This is a genomic window from Vibrio sonorensis, from assembly GCF_001854765.1.
Lineage (GTDB): Bacteria > Pseudomonadota > Gammaproteobacteria > Enterobacterales > Vibrionaceae > Vibrio > Vibrio sonorensis.
Genome location: NZ_LJJE01000022.1, coordinates 20,978 through 37,471, shown reverse-complemented (window position 1 = coordinate 37,471; position 16,494 = coordinate 20,978). Strand labels below are relative to the sequence as shown.

General features: G+C 46.1%; 9 protein-coding genes and 4 pseudogenes. 5 read left to right on the top strand and 8 right to left on the bottom strand.

Features of this window, described 5'->3' with window-relative positions; all coding sequences use genetic code 11:
* Window positions 1-28 precede the first annotated feature (28 nt).
* Together BLO31_RS03900 and lrp are read right to left on the bottom strand one after the other, a co-directional pair.
* A pseudogene (locus BLO31_RS03900) lies at window positions 29-2,814 on the bottom strand (DNA translocase FtsK).
* Between the two features lie 100 nt (window positions 2,815-2,914).
* On the bottom strand, window positions 2,915-3,445 hold the full coding sequence (lrp, locus tag BLO31_RS03895) for a leucine-responsive transcriptional regulator Lrp (RefSeq protein ID WP_070962977.1): 531 nt from the start codon (window positions 3,443-3,445) through the stop codon (window positions 2,915-2,917).
* A gap of 155 nt (window positions 3,446-3,600) precedes the next feature.
* Here lrp and ald point away from each other — a divergent pair.
* Together ald and BLO31_RS03885 are read left to right on the top strand one after the other, a co-directional pair.
* A pseudogene (gene ald / locus BLO31_RS03890) lies at window positions 3,601-4,724 on the top strand (alanine dehydrogenase).
* A 440-nt stretch (window positions 4,725-5,164) separates the two neighbouring features.
* The gene (locus tag BLO31_RS03885) at window positions 5,165-5,983 is read left to right on the top strand and encodes a methyltransferase (protein WP_070962976.1); all 819 of its coding nucleotides are present in this window, start codon (window positions 5,165-5,167) and stop codon (window positions 5,981-5,983) included.
* Window positions 5,984-6,030: 47 nt separating this feature from the next.
* Here the strand turns inward: BLO31_RS03885 and yfbV are convergent, their stop codons facing one another.
* The gene (yfbV, locus tag BLO31_RS03880) at window positions 6,031-6,483 is read right to left on the bottom strand and encodes a terminus macrodomain insulation protein YfbV (RefSeq protein WP_070962975.1); all 453 of its coding nucleotides are present in this window, start codon (window positions 6,481-6,483) and stop codon (window positions 6,031-6,033) included.
* 367 nt (window positions 6,484-6,850) lie between these two features.
* Between yfbV and BLO31_RS03875 the strand changes: the two genes are divergently transcribed.
* The 3 genes and pseudogenes from BLO31_RS03875 (at window position 6,851) to BLO31_RS03865 (ending at window position 11,406) form a co-directional block, all read left to right on the top strand.
* Window positions 6,851-8,047 carry an acetate kinase gene (locus BLO31_RS03875; RefSeq protein WP_070962974.1) on the top strand — a complete coding sequence of 399 codons (1,197 nt, stop codon included), beginning with the start codon at window positions 6,851-6,853 and terminating at the stop codon, window positions 8,045-8,047.
* A gap of 115 nt (window positions 8,048-8,162) precedes the next feature.
* Window positions 8,163-10,306, top strand: a pseudogene (gene pta / locus BLO31_RS03870) (phosphate acetyltransferase).
* Between the two features lie 92 nt (window positions 10,307-10,398).
* The gene (locus tag BLO31_RS03865) at window positions 10,399-11,406 is read left to right on the top strand and encodes a GGDEF domain-containing protein (protein WP_070962972.1); all 1,008 of its coding nucleotides are present in this window, start codon (window positions 10,399-10,401) and stop codon (window positions 11,404-11,406) included.
* Here BLO31_RS03865 and BLO31_RS03860 read toward each other — a convergent pair.
* From BLO31_RS03860 to oppB, 5 genes and pseudogenes are all read right to left on the bottom strand, one after another.
* Window positions 11,396-12,346 carry a glutathione S-transferase family protein gene (locus tag BLO31_RS03860; RefSeq protein WP_070962971.1) on the bottom strand — a complete coding sequence of 317 codons (951 nt, stop codon included), beginning with the start codon at window positions 12,344-12,346 and terminating at the stop codon, window positions 11,396-11,398. The genes BLO31_RS03865 and BLO31_RS03860 overlap by 11 nt on opposite strands.
* Window positions 12,347-12,562: 216 nt before the next feature.
* On the bottom strand, window positions 12,563-13,555 hold the full coding sequence (gene oppF, locus BLO31_RS03855; RefSeq protein WP_070962970.1) for a murein tripeptide/oligopeptide ABC transporter ATP binding protein OppF: 993 nt from the start codon (window positions 13,553-13,555) through the stop codon (window positions 12,563-12,565).
* Window positions 13,552-14,523 carry an ABC transporter ATP-binding protein gene (gene oppD, locus BLO31_RS03850; protein ID WP_070962969.1) on the bottom strand — a complete coding sequence of 324 codons (972 nt, stop codon included), beginning with the start codon at window positions 14,521-14,523 and terminating at the stop codon, window positions 13,552-13,554. The genes oppF and oppD overlap by 4 nt, the downstream gene beginning before the upstream one ends.
* Before the next feature lie 49 nt (window positions 14,524-14,572).
* A complete protein-coding gene (gene oppC / locus BLO31_RS03845; RefSeq protein ID WP_070962968.1) occupies window positions 14,573-15,475 on the bottom strand; it encodes an oligopeptide ABC transporter permease OppC in 903 nt (300 codons plus the stop codon).
* A gap of 15 nt (window positions 15,476-15,490) precedes the next feature.
* Window positions 15,491-16,410 (bottom strand): annotated as a pseudogene (oppB, locus tag BLO31_RS03840) (oligopeptide ABC transporter permease OppB).
* Window positions 16,411-16,494: the final 84 nt, after the last annotated feature.

The following is a 16,494-nucleotide window of genomic DNA, read 5'->3' as shown; positions in this document are numbered from 1 at the left end:
TTTTTGTTCCCTTTTCAAACGCTTTTGATCAGTTCATATCTCTGTTAGGGGCCGGAGCGAGTACTTCTCGATTACCGTTGTGCCCCGGCGCACTTACAATGCCCTGTGCTTCAAGCTGCTCGACAATCCTAGCAGCTCGGTTGTAACCAATCTTAAATCGACGCTGAACACCAGAGACTGAACCTCTACGGCTCTCTACAACGTGTTCTACCACTTGATCGAACAGTGGGTCCATCTCTTCATCAGTTTCGGCCTTTTCACCTGGTAACAGGGTTTCTGGACCTTGGTCGCCACTGGTGATTTCAGTAATGTAGTTCGGTTTACCTCTTGCCTTCCAGTTGTTCACTACGGCGTGCACATCGTCATCCGATGCAAACGCACCGTGAACGCGAACCGTGTGACTAGAGCCAGGCGGCAAATACAACATATCACCCATCCCCAATAGGGATTCGGCCCCACCTTGATCTAGGATGGTACGAGAATCAGTTTTAGTCGAAACGGTAAAGGCGACGCGAGTTGGGATATTCGCTTTAATCAAACCAGTTATAACATCCACAGACGGTCGCTGCGTTGCCAGGATCAAGTGAATCCCCGCGGCTCGTGCCTTTTGCGCTAAGCGCGCGATTAGCTCTTCTACTTTTTTGCCGACCACCATCATAAGATCAGCAAACTCATCAACCACCACCACAATATATGCAACGTCTCCAGCAGAGGTGCTTCTTCATCCATACTGTCGCCCGGTTGCCATAGAGGATCGTGGATAGGGTGTCCCGCCTCAGCAGCCATTTTCAGCTTGTCGTTATACCCTTTGATGTTTCGGACGCCAAGTACTGACATCAGTTTGTATCGGCGCTCCATCTCACCTACACACCATCGAAGGGCGTTGGAAGCATCTTTCATATCGGTCACCACTTCCGATAGCAAATGAGGTATACCCTCATAGACGGAAAGCTCAAGCATTTTGGGGTCGATCATAATGAAGCGAACTTCTTCTGGCGTCGCTTTGTACAGCATACTTAGAATCATTACGTTCACACCAACCGACTTACCTGAGCCCGTGGTACCAGCCACCAGCACATGGGGCATTTTTGACAGATCTGCCACGACCGCTTCACCCGCGATGTCTTGCCCTAGCACAACGGTAGTTGGCGATTTAGCGTCGATAAACTGAGGACTGTTAATTACATCTGACAGATAAACGGTTTGCCTACTCATATTGGGTAGTTCTAGCCCAACATAAGGCTTGCCCGGAATGACTTCTACCACTCGTACTGCCATGGCAGAAAGCGAACGTGCTAGGTCCATAGAAAGCCCGGAGATACGGCTTACTTTTACCCCAGGTGCCAAGTCAAGCTCAAAGCGTGTAATAACTGGCCCCGGGAAAATCCCGACCACTGACGCAGTGATCTTGTAATCAGCCAGTTTAGATTCCACCAGACGGGCAATCTCTTCCAAAGCATCCCTATCTATAAAGTTGTCACGTTTCTCTGGGTGGTAAAGAAGCTCAAGGGTTGGCATTGGATCGGTTGGTACTGGTAGGTCTGCTTCTTTCTGAACCAAAAACGGGTTCTGCTTGGCAGCCTCAGTGGCTTGTGCTTGTGCAACAAGCTCTTGGAAGGCTTCAACGTCTTGATCCTGTTTTTGGTCGTCGACAGGCTCTATCTCATCCGTCGACTCTAAAGTTGGAGTCACTTGGTCTTTGTCTTCCAAGTCTTGAGAAATACTCTCTAACTCTGCCATATCAATTGCAGGTGTCGCTGGCACTTCGTCGGTTTCCACCTGCCAAGGTAAATCTTGTTCTATTTGCGCGGGGGTATCGTTAGCTTCAGGCTCTAGAACGTCTTGCTCTGCAAACTCTCTTGTTGGTGCTTCTTCTCTTGCAAAATCATCGTGCTCTTTAGCCTCTTCTTCTAGTTCTGCAATCGTTGAAGTTAACTGGCGCGTGCGCTCTTCAACGGGTTCCACCAAACTTTCAATCGGCTCTTGTTCCACTTCACGGCTGGCCATTAGTGGGTCGACAACGTCTTCATCCTCAGCGGCTTGAGACTGAGGTACGTGTATTTGATAGTGTTTTTGCTTTTCCTGCGAGGCCGCATCATCGGAAAGCGTCGGTTGCTCCTGTTCCGCTAACGGTTCCATTAATTCTGGCTTAAGGGTTTGCGCTTTTTCTCCGCGAACGGCATTAAATAGCCAGACCAACGCCGCTATCACACCACTGCCTATCCACTCGACAATAGAAAGCCATGAAATACCAGTGAGCAAAGTAAAGCCAGCTCCCCACAAAAAGAGTAAAACCAGTGTCGTACCCAAGACGTTTAAGGTTGGCAGTGCGAGACTGGTCAACACATCACCAATCACCCCGCCAGAAGAGAAGTACCATATATCGTCAAAGTTGATATCCGCCAAGCCACAGCTTGTCAGGATTAAAATTGTTAAACCGAGAAGACGTGTACCCCAAAGCATAAAATCTATCGGTTCATCATGATTGCGCTTTCTTAACATTACCCACGCGGTAACCGTTAACACTGCTGGTATGATGTAAGCCAGTGAACCAAACACAAAAAACAGCGTGTCCGCCATCCAAGCACCTGCCCAGCCTGCGCTGTTTTCAATTTGCGCTCCCCAAGCGGTCTGCGACCACGAAGGGTCAGCCGGATTAAAGCTGAACAACGCGATAGACAGGAATACCGAGCTACACACGATAAGAATCAAGGTGCACTCTTTAAGACGCTGGGGACCGTTTAAACGGGAGCTATCGTTAGTCGCTCCTGTTTTAATGACGGTTTCTATTTTGTCCCGGTTCTCTTTGAACATAACCAACTTACTATCTGAAAAGAAAAAAATAGCCCGGACGACTATGCCGTACGGACTATCGATTTAACCATAACAGGTCACAAAACCCAATTACTGAACGTCAGAATATCGAAAAGGATTCAATACTTGACGAAATATTAACGAGTTTGATCACTAACTGGTTTGTTTGCTTCACTTCTTCCATTACTACGTAAGTACGAGTGTCGTTAACACCCGGAAGACGAAGCAGCGTATCACCCAGTAACTTACGATATGCGCTCATATCGGATACACGAGTTTTTAACAAGTAGTCGAAATCACCTGAAACTAGGTGACATTCTTGTATATCGTCCAACTTTTGCACTGCTGCGTTAAACTGTTCAAATACGTCTGGTGCACCGCGGTTTAGGGTAATTTCCACAAAAACCAATAGTGAAGCATCAAGGTACTGAGGATTGAGCAACGCTGTGTAGCCCGTTATGTATCCTTGGCGCTCTAATCGACGCACACGCTCAAGACACGGTGTCGGCGAAAGGCCTACGCGCTTAGAGAGTTCAACGTTTGAAATACGACCATCTTTCTGCAATTCGTTAAGAATATTGCGGTCAATACGGTCAAGATCCTTGGACGGCTTCTTATTGTTGTCTGCCATTTTTTATTCCACCTTTTTACTTCCTTGCAAATAAATATACTACAACTTTTTAATATTTAGCATCAAATTTTATAACATTACTTCTATACTAGATATTAATTCGACTTAACTACCCTACTATAGTCAATACAACCAAAAAATAACGAGGAGTCAGGATGATCATTGGCGTACCTAAGGAAATTAAAAACCATGAGTACCGCGTTGGCATGATCCCAGCAAGCGTTCGCGAACTAGTATCACAAGGCCACGAAGTATTTGTCGAAACCCAAGCGGGTTCCGGCATTGGCTTTTCAGACGATGATTACATCGCTGTAGGCGCATCCATTCTTCCTACTGCTGCTGACGTATTTACGAAAGCAGATATGATTGTAAAGGTCAAAGAACCTCAAGCTGTCGAACGAGCAATGCTCCGTGAGGGACAAATATTATTTACGTATTTGCACCTAGCACCAGATTTTCCACAAACTGAAGAGCTTATCAAGAGCAAAGCTGTCTGCATAGCATATGAGACTGTAACAGATAATATGGGTCGCTTGCCACTATTAGCTCCAATGTCTGAGGTTGCGGGCAGAATGTCTATCCAAGCAGGCGCACAAACTCTAGAGAAATCTAAAGGTGGCCGTGGCCTACTTCTTGGCGGTGTACCGGGCGTTGAGCCAGCAAAAGTTGTTGTTATCGGCGGCGGTGTTGTCGGCGCAAATGCAGCTCGCATGGCTGTTGGCCTTCGTGCAGACGTTACCATCCTAGACCGCAACGTTGACACTCTTCGCCGTTTAGATGAAGAGTTCCAAGGTCGTGCTAAAGTGGTTTACTCAACAGAAGACGCCATCGAAAAGCACGTCACTGAAGCCGATTTGGTTATCGGTGCCGTTCTTATTCCGGGTGCTGCTGCTCCTAAGCTTGTTACAAAACAACACCTAGCGAAGATGAAAGCCGGCGCGGCAGTTGTGGACGTAGCGATCGACCAAGGCGGCTGCTTCGAAACATCTAAAGCGACAACTCACGCAGAACCAACCTACATCGTTGATGATGTAGTTCACTACTGCGTAGCGAACATGCCAGGTGCTGTGGCTCGCACTTCCACGTTTGCATTAAACAATGCAACGCTGCCATACATCATCAAACTTGCTAACCAAGGTTACCGCGAAGCGCTACTTGCTGATGAGGCTTCCTAGACGGCCTAAACGTTATTCACGGTAAAGTAACCTGTAAAGAAGTTGCCGAGTCTTTTGATTTAGAATATGTCGATCCAAAAAGCGCGATTAACATGTTTAACTAAATGAGTTAAACCTCTCGTTTTTAAGGCTCACTTAAGTGAGCCTTTTTTGTTCCCCGCCAACACCCTGTTTACACCTTCTCATTTTGTTATGACAGTAAGGACATGACGCAAATCAAATCAAGTTGATTTAAACGCTTTGCCCTTGTGTTACCTATTGCCTAGGCACTTATTCCCACCTACAATCCGTTTCGATAAATCTCAATGGAGTAATGCCCCTCCGGCGCTGACACGTTTCGGCACTGGGACTGAACGAAAACACAACACAAACCAACGAAACTCATTCGACCTTGTAGTCGAACTTTTAACAACAACACTTTTTGAAGTGGGGTTGCGTGTGGATTGTGTATGGTGGTTCAGTTAGGCATTCTACCCTTCCCCAAGTATACCTCGCCTGTTCCGCCATCTCGTTCATATCACTCCATTTCTCTATTGGAGGATTTATGCTTATTTCTGCACAACAGAAAAAGGCACTGGCCAGTTTTCTTACCCAGCTAGGCCTAACCGAAAGTATTCATACAAATCGCGATAAACAGAAGAAAAGAGATCAGTTATTGGGCTATATAGAAGTGATCCATAGCCAACTGCGCAAGTATTCGAAAAAGCGACCAGTGCAAATCGTGGAATGTGGTGCGGGTAACTGCCTACTGAGTTTCACCATTGCCCATTTTTATACAGAAATTGAACCGCGTCCCTTTAGTATCCTATGTATTGACCGCAATAAAGCGCTAATGGATAAGAACGCTCAGCGCGCCGCAACGCTTGGTTTTGACACCATGACTTTTCAAACCTGTGACATTATTGACGCCAGTGTCGATTTCCAGCCGACATTAGTATGTTCTCTGCACGCCTGTGATACTGCAACGGATCAAACGTTAGCCATAGGTATTGAGTCTGGAGCAAAACACATTTTGTCTGTCTCTTGCTGTCAGCATAGTATTCGCAAAACGATGGGCTCGGCAAAAGCAAATTCAGCGATCACAAAGCACCGAGTGTTTAAAGATCGAATGGTACACATGATAGGCGACTCGCTGCGCGCTCTTATATTGGAGCAGCGCGGATTCAAAGTGGATATCATCGAATTTACATCTAGCCACGCGACCGAGAAAAATATAATGGTGAGAGCACATCAAAGGGGTATTACGACAAACCCAAAAAGCGATGATATGTATGTTCAGCTTTCAGCGTATTATCAGATCGAACCTCTCTTAACCACTTATCTATCGCATTCACCTTCAAAATCCTCTGGCAAAGCCGCATAAAAAAGCGCCCTAGTTTGGGCGCTTCCTCTCTATTCTTTAACACTTGATCAGAACCAGCGTTCCAATGCGGTTTTGTCTAATTGACGAAATGCTCGATTGAGAATTTGTGCTAATTCCTTGTAACGAGGTTGCGCTTTTACTGGCTCAAGAGCAAACCCGCTTTCAACAATTTTCTGATGTAACTCTCGATACCAACCTGCTAATGCGGGCGGAAGTTGCGTATTCGCGCGGTTGCCAAGCCACCACATTCCCTGAACAGGAAGACTCAAGGCAAACAGAGCCATAATGGCCGCTTGAGGCATAGCGTCGTAATTATCAAACGCCATTTGGGTCAGTACGCTAATCGCAGCGATAGCAGGCATCACTTTTATGCCAAAACGAGTCGCTTTAATAATGCGCTGTTCTGGAAAAAGTGGGTTAAGTTCTTTACGCATAGGCCAGACGTTCATGTACTTCTGACCATCCTTTAAGCTATGGACGATTCCAGCGTTATTACTCATACTTCTCTCTCACTTCACTTTTGGGGGCTCGAGAAAACTCAAATTTAGTTGAACAATTCAACTATTCGAGTAAAAAATTGACGAAAGTTAATATTCTTTCAAATTTTTTTTGTTATATTTGTCTATTATCGCTATCCTTTGCGAACCCTCAATCTCATTGTTGCTGTTATTTACAATTTAGGCAACTTTGAGACGGCTTTAGCAAGGATTGCATAAGTCGCCCTTCAGGTAAAGTGGCGTCTCTCTATACGGAATTTACAGTTTTTTTGACCAAGGTTAGTACGCACCCCTAGTGAGTTCGACTATCCTTGTGATTAATTTTCATACTTACTGATTTTTTTATCAGACAATTAACAGGTAGTCACACATGTCTAAGCTAGTTTTAGTTTTAAACTGCGGTAGTTCTTCACTAAAGTTCGCTATTGTTGATGCAGAAAACGGCGATGAGCATCTAACAGGTCTTGCGGAATGTCTTCACCTTCCAGAAGCGCGCATCAAGTGGAAACTTGATGGCAAACACGAAGCGCAACTAGGTAACGGTGCCGCTCACGATGAAGCTCTTTCTTTTATCGTAGAAACTATCCTTGCATCTAAACCAGAACTAGCTGAACAACTAAGTGCTATCGGTCACCGCGTTGTTCACGGCGGCGAGAAATTCACTCAATCTGTACTGATCGACGACGCTGTTCTTAAAGGTATCGAAGATTGCGCGACACTAGCGCCTCTTCACAACCCAGCAGCAATCATCGGTATTAAAGCAGCGCAAAAAGCGTTCCCGGGCCTACCAATGTCTGCAGTATTTGACACGGCATTCCACCAGTCTATGCCTGAAGAAGCATACCTATATGCGCTTCCTTACAAGCTGTACAAAGAAAACGGTATCCGTCGCTACGGCATGCACGGTACTTCTCACCTGTTTATCGCTCGCGAAGCTGCAGAGCGTCTAGGCAAGCCAGCGGATGAAGTTAACATCATCAACTGCCACCTAGGAAACGGTGCATCTGTATGTGCAATTAAAAACGGTAAGTCTGTAGACACTTCAATGGGTCTAACTCCACTAGAAGGCCTAGTAATGGGTACTCGTTGTGGTGACATTGATCCAGCAATCATCTTCCACCTGCACGATGCTCTTGGCTACTCTGTAGAAGAGATCAACACTATGTTGACTAAAGAGTCTGGTCTAGCTGGTCTAACTGAAGTTACTTCTGACTGTCGTTTCGTTGAAGACAACTACGGTGAAAAAGAAGAAGCGACTCGCGCGATGGACGTTTTCTGCCATCGTCTAGCTAAGTACGTAGCTGGCTACACTGCTACTCTTGAAGGTCGCCTAGACGCTATCGTGTTCACTGGTGGTATCGGTGAAAACTCTGGCCCTATCCGCGAGATGGTTCTTAACCGTCTTGGCGTATTCGGTATTGAAGTCGATGGCGAAGCGAACCTTAAAGCGCGTTTTGGCGGTGAAGGCACTATCACTACAGCAGACAGCCGCTTCCCAGCTCTAGTCATCTCGACTAACGAAGAGCTTGTGATTGCAGAAGATACAGCACGCCTAGCTGGTCTTTAATTTGCTTTAGGCTGGCTAGATTGCCAGCCTAATTTTTATGAAAGGACTCAACTACTGAGCGAGAGGTTCGCTTCGGAAGTTGAGTTTTGTTCCAATAGCTGAAGGTATTTTACCTATGTCTCGTACAATTATGCTTATCCCTGCGAGCGCTGGCGTCGGTTTGACCAGTGTGAGCATGGGTGTTCTAGCGCGATGGAGCGTCAAGGTGTTAAGGTTTCTTTCTACAAACCTATTGCGCAACCTCGCAGCGGTGAAGAACAACCCGATCTGACTTCAACTATCGTTTCTGTCAACAGCGATATGAAGATCGGAGAACCTGTTTCTATGTCTGTTGCCGAGAACCTGATCGGCGCTGACAACATGGACGAGTTACTAGAAACCATCGTTGAACGTTACAACCAGATCAATAAAGGTTCTGAAGTCACGCTTATCGAAGGTCTAGTTCCTACTCGCAAGCACCCATTTGCCAACCAAGTCAACGCTGAAATCGCTGCGACACTAGGTGCAGAAATCGTACTTGTTGCCACTCCGGGCACTGACAACCCAGCTCAGCTTAAAGAGCGTATTGAGGTCGCGTGCTCAAACTTTGGTGGCACCAAAAACAAGAACATTTCTGGTGTTATCATTAACAAGCTCAATGCGCCTGTTGATGAAGCGGGTCGCACTCGCCCTGATCTATCAGAAATCTTCGACGATGCTGATACAGCCACGCAGAACACACTAGAAGTAATGCAGATTTTCAACTCTAGTCCAATCCGCGTTTTGGGTTGTGTGCCTTGGAGTATTGATCTGATTGCAACTCGTGCTATCGATATGGCTAAGCACCTCAATGCTGAAGTTATCAACGAAGGTGATATCAATACCCGTCGTATTAAGAGCATCACTTTCTGTGCGCGTTCACTCCCTCACATGATTGAGCACTTCCGCCCAGGTTCACTGCTTGTAACTTCGGCTGACCGCCCTGATGTTATTGTTGCCGCTTCTCTAGCTGCGATGAACGGTGTTGAAATCGGTGCAATCTTACTTACTGGTGGCTACGATATGCCAGCAGAAATTGAAAACTTGTGTAAACCAGCCTTTGATACTGGTCTACCAATTTTCAAAGCTCAAGGTAACACTTGGCAAACTTCTCTGAACCTTCAAAGCTTCAGCCTAGAAGTTCCAGCTGACGACAAACATCGTATCGAGTTTGTCAACGAACACGTAGCAAGCCACATCGACGGTAACTGGATCGACTCTCTTACTCAAGGTGCGAACGTTAACCGTCGTCTGAGCCCACCAGCATTCCGTTACCAGCTAACAGAATTCGCTCGTCGCGCTGGCAAGCGTATCGTTCTTCCTGAAGGCGATGAACCACGCACGGTAAAAGCGGCTGCAATCTGTGCAGAACGCGGTATTGCGGAATGTGTTCTTTTGGGTAACCCAGACGAAATCCGCCGCATTGCAGAGCAACAAGGTGTCACTCTAGGTACTGGTATCGAAATTATCGATCCAATCGCCGTACGTGAAAAATACGTTGCGCGCCTAGTTGAACTTCGCAAGAACAAAGGTATGACGGAAGTTGTCGCTCGTGAACAGCTAGAGGACACTGTGGTACTGGGTACTATGATGCTTGAACGTGAAGAAGTTGACGGTCTAGTGTCTGGTGCAGTACACACCACTGCGAACACCATTCGCCCACCGCTACAGATCATCAAGACAGCGCCAAGTGCATCACTTGTCTCTTCGATCTTCTTTATGTTGCTACCTGACCAAGTACTGGTTTACGGTGACTGTGCAATCAACCCAGATCCTAACGCAGAGCAGTTAGCTGAAATCGCAATTCAATCAGCAGATTCTGCAACTGCATTTGGTATCGACCCGCGTGTTGCTATGATCTCTTACTCTACCGGTGAATCCGGTCAAGGTGCAGATGTAGATAAAGTGCGTGAAGCAACGCGTATCGCTAAAGAGAAACGACCTGATCTTGTTATCGACGGTCCTCTTCAATACGATGCAGCGATCATGGAAAACGTGGCCGCTTCTAAAGCACCTAACTCTCCGGTGGCGGGTAAAGCAACAGTATTCGTATTCCCAGATCTAAACACGGGTAACACGACATACAAAGCGGTTCAACGTAGTGCTGACCTAGTTTCTATCGGTCCAATGCTTCAAGGTATGCGCAAGCCAGTAAACGACTTGTCTCGTGGCGCGCTGGTAGACGACATTGTTTACACTATCGCTTTAACGGCTATTCAAGCAGGCCAAGAGCAGCAATAAGCCTTTAAAATGAAAAGTAAACCGCAGTCATTAGGCTGCGGTTTTTTTATGCTGCTAGACTTATAGATAAACTTATCATCGTAGGCTTCCTGATGTCGTTTTATCTAGATGATGGTCATACCCATCTTCAAATGCATGTGGTCAAGGCAACCAGTCTTTTATTGGCACTCGTTGCTGGCGGATTTACCTTGGTCAACTTTTTCGTGTGGGACGAGCTATTATTTGGATTTATCGACTTAGCTTACTGTCTGGTTTGCATCTACATCTATAGCAAAATTCAAGAGAATGACTACAAGAAGTGGTATGCCTCATTGCTCATTTTTGGTTTGAGCTTTATTATTCTGTTTAGTTTAGCAGTGGCCCAAACCTTTACGGTTATTATCTTTTGGTCGTTTTGCTTCCCTCCAATCTATCACATACTTTTTAATCGCTATCTAGGCGCTCTGTTTTCAGCGATCTATCTGATCATTAGTATTTTGCTTATCGTTGACTATCAGAATCCGATACGCGGAATGCAACACTCTGTCTTCAACTATATCCTGCCCTACACCGTGATATGGGCGATTTCTTTTGTTTATGAAGACATACGAACCACAATTCTTAAAAAGTTCCGTCAGGCGGCTCTGAGCGACTCTCTAACCGGAGCAAAAAATCGATTGGCGTTGGAAAGTGATTTCAACTCTGGTCGTTACTTAGGGCAACCGCACTATTTGCTCCATATTGACCTAGACCACTTCAAAGCCATCAATGATACCTACGGCCATGCCATCGGGGACAAAGTTCTGCGTGAAGTGGTCAGTTTGATGCAGCAAGTGGTCGGCAACCAACAGGTCTACAGGATCGGTGGAGAGGAGTTTTGCTTAGTCTATTCTGCCTACACGGTTACTGAGGCCTATCACGTCGCCGAAGAGATCCGAAAAACCATTGCAGACAATCAGATAGACGTTGCCGATGACACGATTAAAGTGACCATGAGTGGCGGCTTGCACCGATTGGCTCAGAATGTGCTCAACAGCCAAATAGATCCTACCCTCAGCCAAACAGATACTGCCCTGTACCAAGCAAAAGACGAGGGTAGGAATCGAATACTTATTGTGTAATGGCGTCGCGGCCGTGGTCTGAAGTCAAGTCGAGCTCGGGTCCAACCGGAACTACCTGAGTGGGATTAATACCCGTGTGGCTAAAGTAGTAGTGGCGTTTAATGTGGTAAAAGTCTGTCGTTTCGGCAATACCGTCCACCTGATACAACTCTTTTAGGTAGCCTTGGATATTGGCGTAGTCAGTAATGCGCTTTTTATTGCACTTAAAGTGACCAACATAAACGGCATCAAAACGGATTAGAGTGGTAAACAAGCGCCAATCCGCTTCGGTGATCTGATTACCCGCTAAGTAGCGACTAGTAGCCAAGTGAGCATCAATCTTATCCAGCGCGGAAAACAGAGATTCATACGCTTGCTCATACGCTTCTTGCGTAGTGGCAAACCCGCAGCGATACACGCCATTGTTGATGTTAGGATAGATAAATTCATTCCACTCATCGACGCGAGATTGCAGAGCATGGGGGTAGTAGTCGTCGCGATTACCTGTCAAATCATTAAACTCTGAGTTAAACATGCGAATGATTTCTGAAGACTCATTGCTAACAATCGTGTTGGTTTTTTTGTCCCACAGGACAGGAACCGTCACGCGACCAGTATAATCAGGTTTAGCCTGAGTATAGATTTGATGCATACGCGTATGACCAAACAGCGGCTCTGGTAAGCCTAGCTCCCAACCTTCGCCAAGCATATCGGGGCAAACTACTGTTACGTCAATATGCTTTTCCAAACCTTTTAAATGACGGAATATGAGCGTGCGGTGTGCCCATGGACAGGCAAGAGAAACGTAAAGGTGGTAACGCCCTGATTCAGGTTGAAATTGCGCGTCAGGCAGGTTTCGAATCCAGTTGCGAAAGCCAGCGTCTTCGCGAACAAATTTGCCACCACTAGACTTAGTGTCGTACCAGACGTCGTGCCATACACCTTCTACTAATTTACCCATGATGATCCCCTCTCGCGTATTACTCTATTTGTTACTCGCTTTCGAGCTTTGATAACCAAAGTATATCGATTGGCAATAATCAGATAAGTAGGGAGTTTTGCTAGTCTTATTCAAATTATTTGAACGACTAAACCTGATTACGTGGAACAATACATAAATAAAAAAAGCGCGACCCTTTTCAGAAGCCGCGCTTAAGCCCGTCACAGGCTGAATGACTTAAACATTCACATGTAGACAAGATACGGCGTGAACGTCATCACCCTGAATTCGCGGCTTCTCTTGAGCACACGATTCGGTTGCCATAGGGCAACGCGTACGGAATACACAGCCCGACGGTGGGTTAATTGGTGATGGTAAATCGCCTTCTAACATCTCAATGGTCTTTTTGCGCTCGATATTCGGATCAGGAATAGGCACAGCGGACATCAAGGCGCGTGTGTATGGGTGCTTAGGTTCGGCAAACAAGGCTTCAGCTTCACCCATTTCTACCGCGTTACCTAAGTACATTACCAATACGCGATCAGAGATATGTTTTACCACTGAAAGGTCATGGGCAATAAAGACTAGCGACAGACCCAGTTCTTTTTGAATCTCTTTCAGTAGGTTTACCACCTGAGCCTGAATCGATACGTCTAGCGCCGATACTGGCTCGTCACAGATGATCATTTTAGGACGAAGAATCAAAGCACGAGCAATACCAATACGCTGGCACTGACCACCAGAGAACTCATGAGGATAACGGTTGATGACGTTTGGAAGCAGACCAACTTTAGCCATCATCTCTTTAACTCTCGAGCGCACTTCGTCTTTGCTCAGTTCTGGATAGAAGGTTTTCAGCGGCTCAGCAATGATATCGCCCACTGTCATACGCGGGTTAAGCGATGCAAGAGGATCTTGGAAAATCATCTGCATATCTTTGCGAGTTTCGCGACGTTGAACCTCTTCCATCTTAGTGACGTCTTGGCCTAGCCATACAACTTCACCATCAGTCGCTTCAACAAGGCCGATGATAGCGCGAGCAAACGTTGATTTACCGCAACCCGACTCACCTACAACGCCCAAAGTTTCACCTTCGTATAGACGGATGTTAACGCCGTCTACCGCTTTTAGGTTGGATGGCTTAGTCCAAGGCCAAGCCGATTTTGCCGCAATGCTAAAGTGTACTTTGAGATCTTTAACATCCAAGATTACTTTTTTATCGGTACTCATTTGGTCCAAGCCTCCCAATCAGAAAAACAAGCACGTTGACGACCTTCTCCAAACGGAGTAAGGATCGGTGCTTCACTCTTACAGCGATCCGTCACACGGTGACAGCGCTCCTGATAAGGACAGCCCGGTGGCAAACGCAATAGGTTTGGTGGGTTGCCTGGGATAGTTGGAAGGATTTCCCCTTCCGTATCCAAACGCGGGATTGCTTTTAGCAGACCTTCTGCATATGGATGGCTAGGATTGTAGAAAATTTCATCTACGGTGCCGTATTCCATTGTGCGACCCGCGTACATAACCAACACTTTGTCACATGAACCAGCGACCACCCCTAGATCATGGGTAATCATAATGATTGCCGTATTGAATTCGTCTTTTAGCTCGTTCAACAAATCCATGATCTGAGCTTGAACGGTTACGTCCAGCGCAGTAGTCGGTTCATCAGCGATAAGGAGTTTAGGACGGCATAGCAGCGCCATTGCAATCATAACGCGCTGACGCATACCGCCTGAAAACTCGTGCGGATACATAGTGATACGCTTGCGGGCTTCTGGAATTTTTACCGCTTCAAGCATGCGCACGGACTCTTCAAAAGCTTCCGCTTTGCCCAAGCCTTTGTGCAGCATTAACACTTCCATTAGCTGATCGCTTACCTTCATATAAGGGTTAAGCGAAGTCATTGGGTCTTGGAAAATCATCGCAATTTGTTCGGCGCGAACTCGGTTTAGCTCTTTTTCTTTGAGGTTAAGGATCTCTTTACCTTCAAATTTAGCGCTACCTGAGATCTTACCGTTTTTGGCGAGAAGACCCATTAGTGCGAATACGGTTTGGGATTTACCCGAACCAGATTCACCCACAATACCTAATGTCTCACCTTGATTAAGTGAGAAGTTTAAATCGTTTACTGCGGTGACGATACCATCTTGCGTGGTAAATTCGACCCTCAGATCTTTGACATCTAATAAGCTCATCATTGCTTCCTTAATCTTTTTAAAGATTTAATTTTTTATATTCTTTTTATTATCTGTCTTTAGGGTCAAGCGCATCGCGCATACCATCGCCGACATAGTTGAAGCAGAACAGGGTAACTACCATAAATATAGCTGGGAATGCCAGCTGCCAAATGGCAACTTCCATGGTCTGAGCACCTTCTTGAAGAAGCGCGCCCCAACTTGTCATTGGCTCTTGAACACCAAGACCGAGGAAAGATAGGAAGGATTCAATCAGAATCATACTCGGGATTAGTAGGGTTGAGTAAACCGCAACAATACCCAAAACGTTTGGCACGATATGGCGAGTAATGATATTCCATTTACTTACACCACAAACGTGTGCCGCTTCGATAAATTCTTTACTGCGCAGACTTAAGGTCTGCCCTCGAACAATACGCGCCATATCAAGCCACGCTATCGCACCGATAGCAACGAAGATAAGGACGATGTTTCGACCAAAGAAGGTTACTAGTACGATCACTAGGAACATAAATGGTACAGCGTAAAGAATTTCGAGGATACGCATCATAATGCGGTCAGTACGACCACCGATAAAGCCAGAGGCTGCACCGTAAAGCGTACCGATGATCACCGCGACAAAGGCACCCATTACACCCACCATTAGGGAGATACGGCCACCAATTAATGTACGTACATAAAGGTCGCGACCTAAGCTGTCCGTACCAAACCAGTGTGAAGCACTAGGCGCGGCATGCATAGCATACCAGTCAGTTTCGTCGTAGGTGTATTGTGCAAGCATTGGTAAAAGAATTACCGCAAGGGTCATCACAAACAGGATGCACAAACTTACCATCGCTGCTTTGTTGCGCATAAATCGAATACGCGCATCTTGCCAAAGGCTACGACCTTCGATTTCTAGGTTCTGGGAAAACTTCTCAACCGCTTCCAGATTCTCTTTTTTCGTTAACATAACCACACTTCCTTGTTAGTAGCGAATCTTAGGATCAATCATCGCAAGCAAGATATCGACGATCGCGTTGAAAAGGATAAATAGGAAACCAATCAGTATGGTGACACCCATTACCAGTGAATAGTCTCGGTTAAAGGCTGCATTTACAAACAGCTTACCGATGCCCGGCAGGCCAAAGATGGTCTCGATAACAACCGAACCAGTAATGATACCCACGAATGCTGGCCCCATATAGGAAACCACAGGTAGCAGAGCTGGCTTAAGCGCGTGCTTAATTACGATGTAACGGTAGCTCAAACCTTTTGCTCTGGCCGTGCGGATAAAGTTACTGTTTAACGTTTCAATCATCGAACCACGAGTGATACGCGCAAAGGTTGCGACATAAAGCAGCGACATACCAATAACAGGTAAGAACAAGTATTTAAACGAACCGTCGAGCCAGCCACCGGCGGGGAACCAACCCAAGGATATCGAGAATATGTAGATCAGTGTTGGGGCAAGCACAAAAGACGGCAGAACAACCCCCAACATGGCGGTAGACATTATGGTGTAGTCTATCCATGTGTTCTGCTTCAAGGCCGCTATGGTTCCGACCGTGACCCCCATCAGTACCGTAAAGATAAAGGCGATAAAGCAACCTTAGCCGATACAGGTAAAGCAACGGCGATAAGCTCGTTAACACTGTAGTCGAGGTACTTGAACGAAGGACCGAAGTCACCTTTCATTACGTTAAGTAAGTAGGTGAAGTACTGTTCAGATACTGGTTTATCCAAACCGTATTTAGCTTCGATGTTCGCCATAACTTCTGGCGGTAATGGACGCTCTGTCGAAAACGGGTTACCCGGTGCAAAGCGCATGAGAAAGAAAGATACCGTGATCAATACCAACATGGTTGGAATTGCTTCTAATATCCGTTTAGCGATGAATTTAAGCATAAACTCACTCTTTCAGTCTGTGACATTTAAAAATACAGGCAGACGCTGCACGCAAAATTGCGTGCAGTGTCTGTATTATTTATT

Excerpts from the sequence above, each read along its gene's own strand:
- oppC (WP_070962968.1), bottom strand. The coding sequence starts at position 15,475 with ATGTTAACGAAAAAAGAGAATCTGGAAGCGGTTGAGAAGTTTTCCCAG.
- BLO31_RS03865 (WP_070962972.1), top strand. The coding sequence starts at position 10,399 with ATGTCGTTTTATCTAGATGATGGTCATACCCATCTTCAAATGCATGTG.
- oppF (WP_070962970.1), bottom strand. The coding sequence starts at position 13,555 with ATGAGTACCGATAAAAAAGTAATCTTGGATGTTAAAGATCTCAAAGTA.
- lrp (WP_070962977.1), bottom strand. The coding sequence starts at position 3,445 with ATGGCAGACAACAATAAGAAGCCGTCCAAGGATCTTGACCGTATTGAC.
- BLO31_RS03885 (WP_070962976.1), top strand. The coding sequence starts at position 5,165 with ATGCTTATTTCTGCACAACAGAAAAAGGCACTGGCCAGTTTTCTTACC.
- BLO31_RS03875 (WP_070962974.1), top strand. The coding sequence starts at position 6,851 with ATGTCTAAGCTAGTTTTAGTTTTAAACTGCGGTAGTTCTTCACTAAAG.
- yfbV (WP_070962975.1), bottom strand. The coding sequence starts at position 6,483 with ATGAGTAATAACGCTGGAATCGTCCATAGCTTAAAGGATGGTCAGAAG.
- oppD (WP_070962969.1), bottom strand. The coding sequence starts at position 14,523 with ATGAGCTTATTAGATGTCAAAGATCTGAGGGTCGAATTTACCACGCAA.
- BLO31_RS03860 (WP_070962971.1), bottom strand. The coding sequence starts at position 12,346 with ATGGGTAAATTAGTAGAAGGTGTATGGCACGACGTCTGGTACGACACT.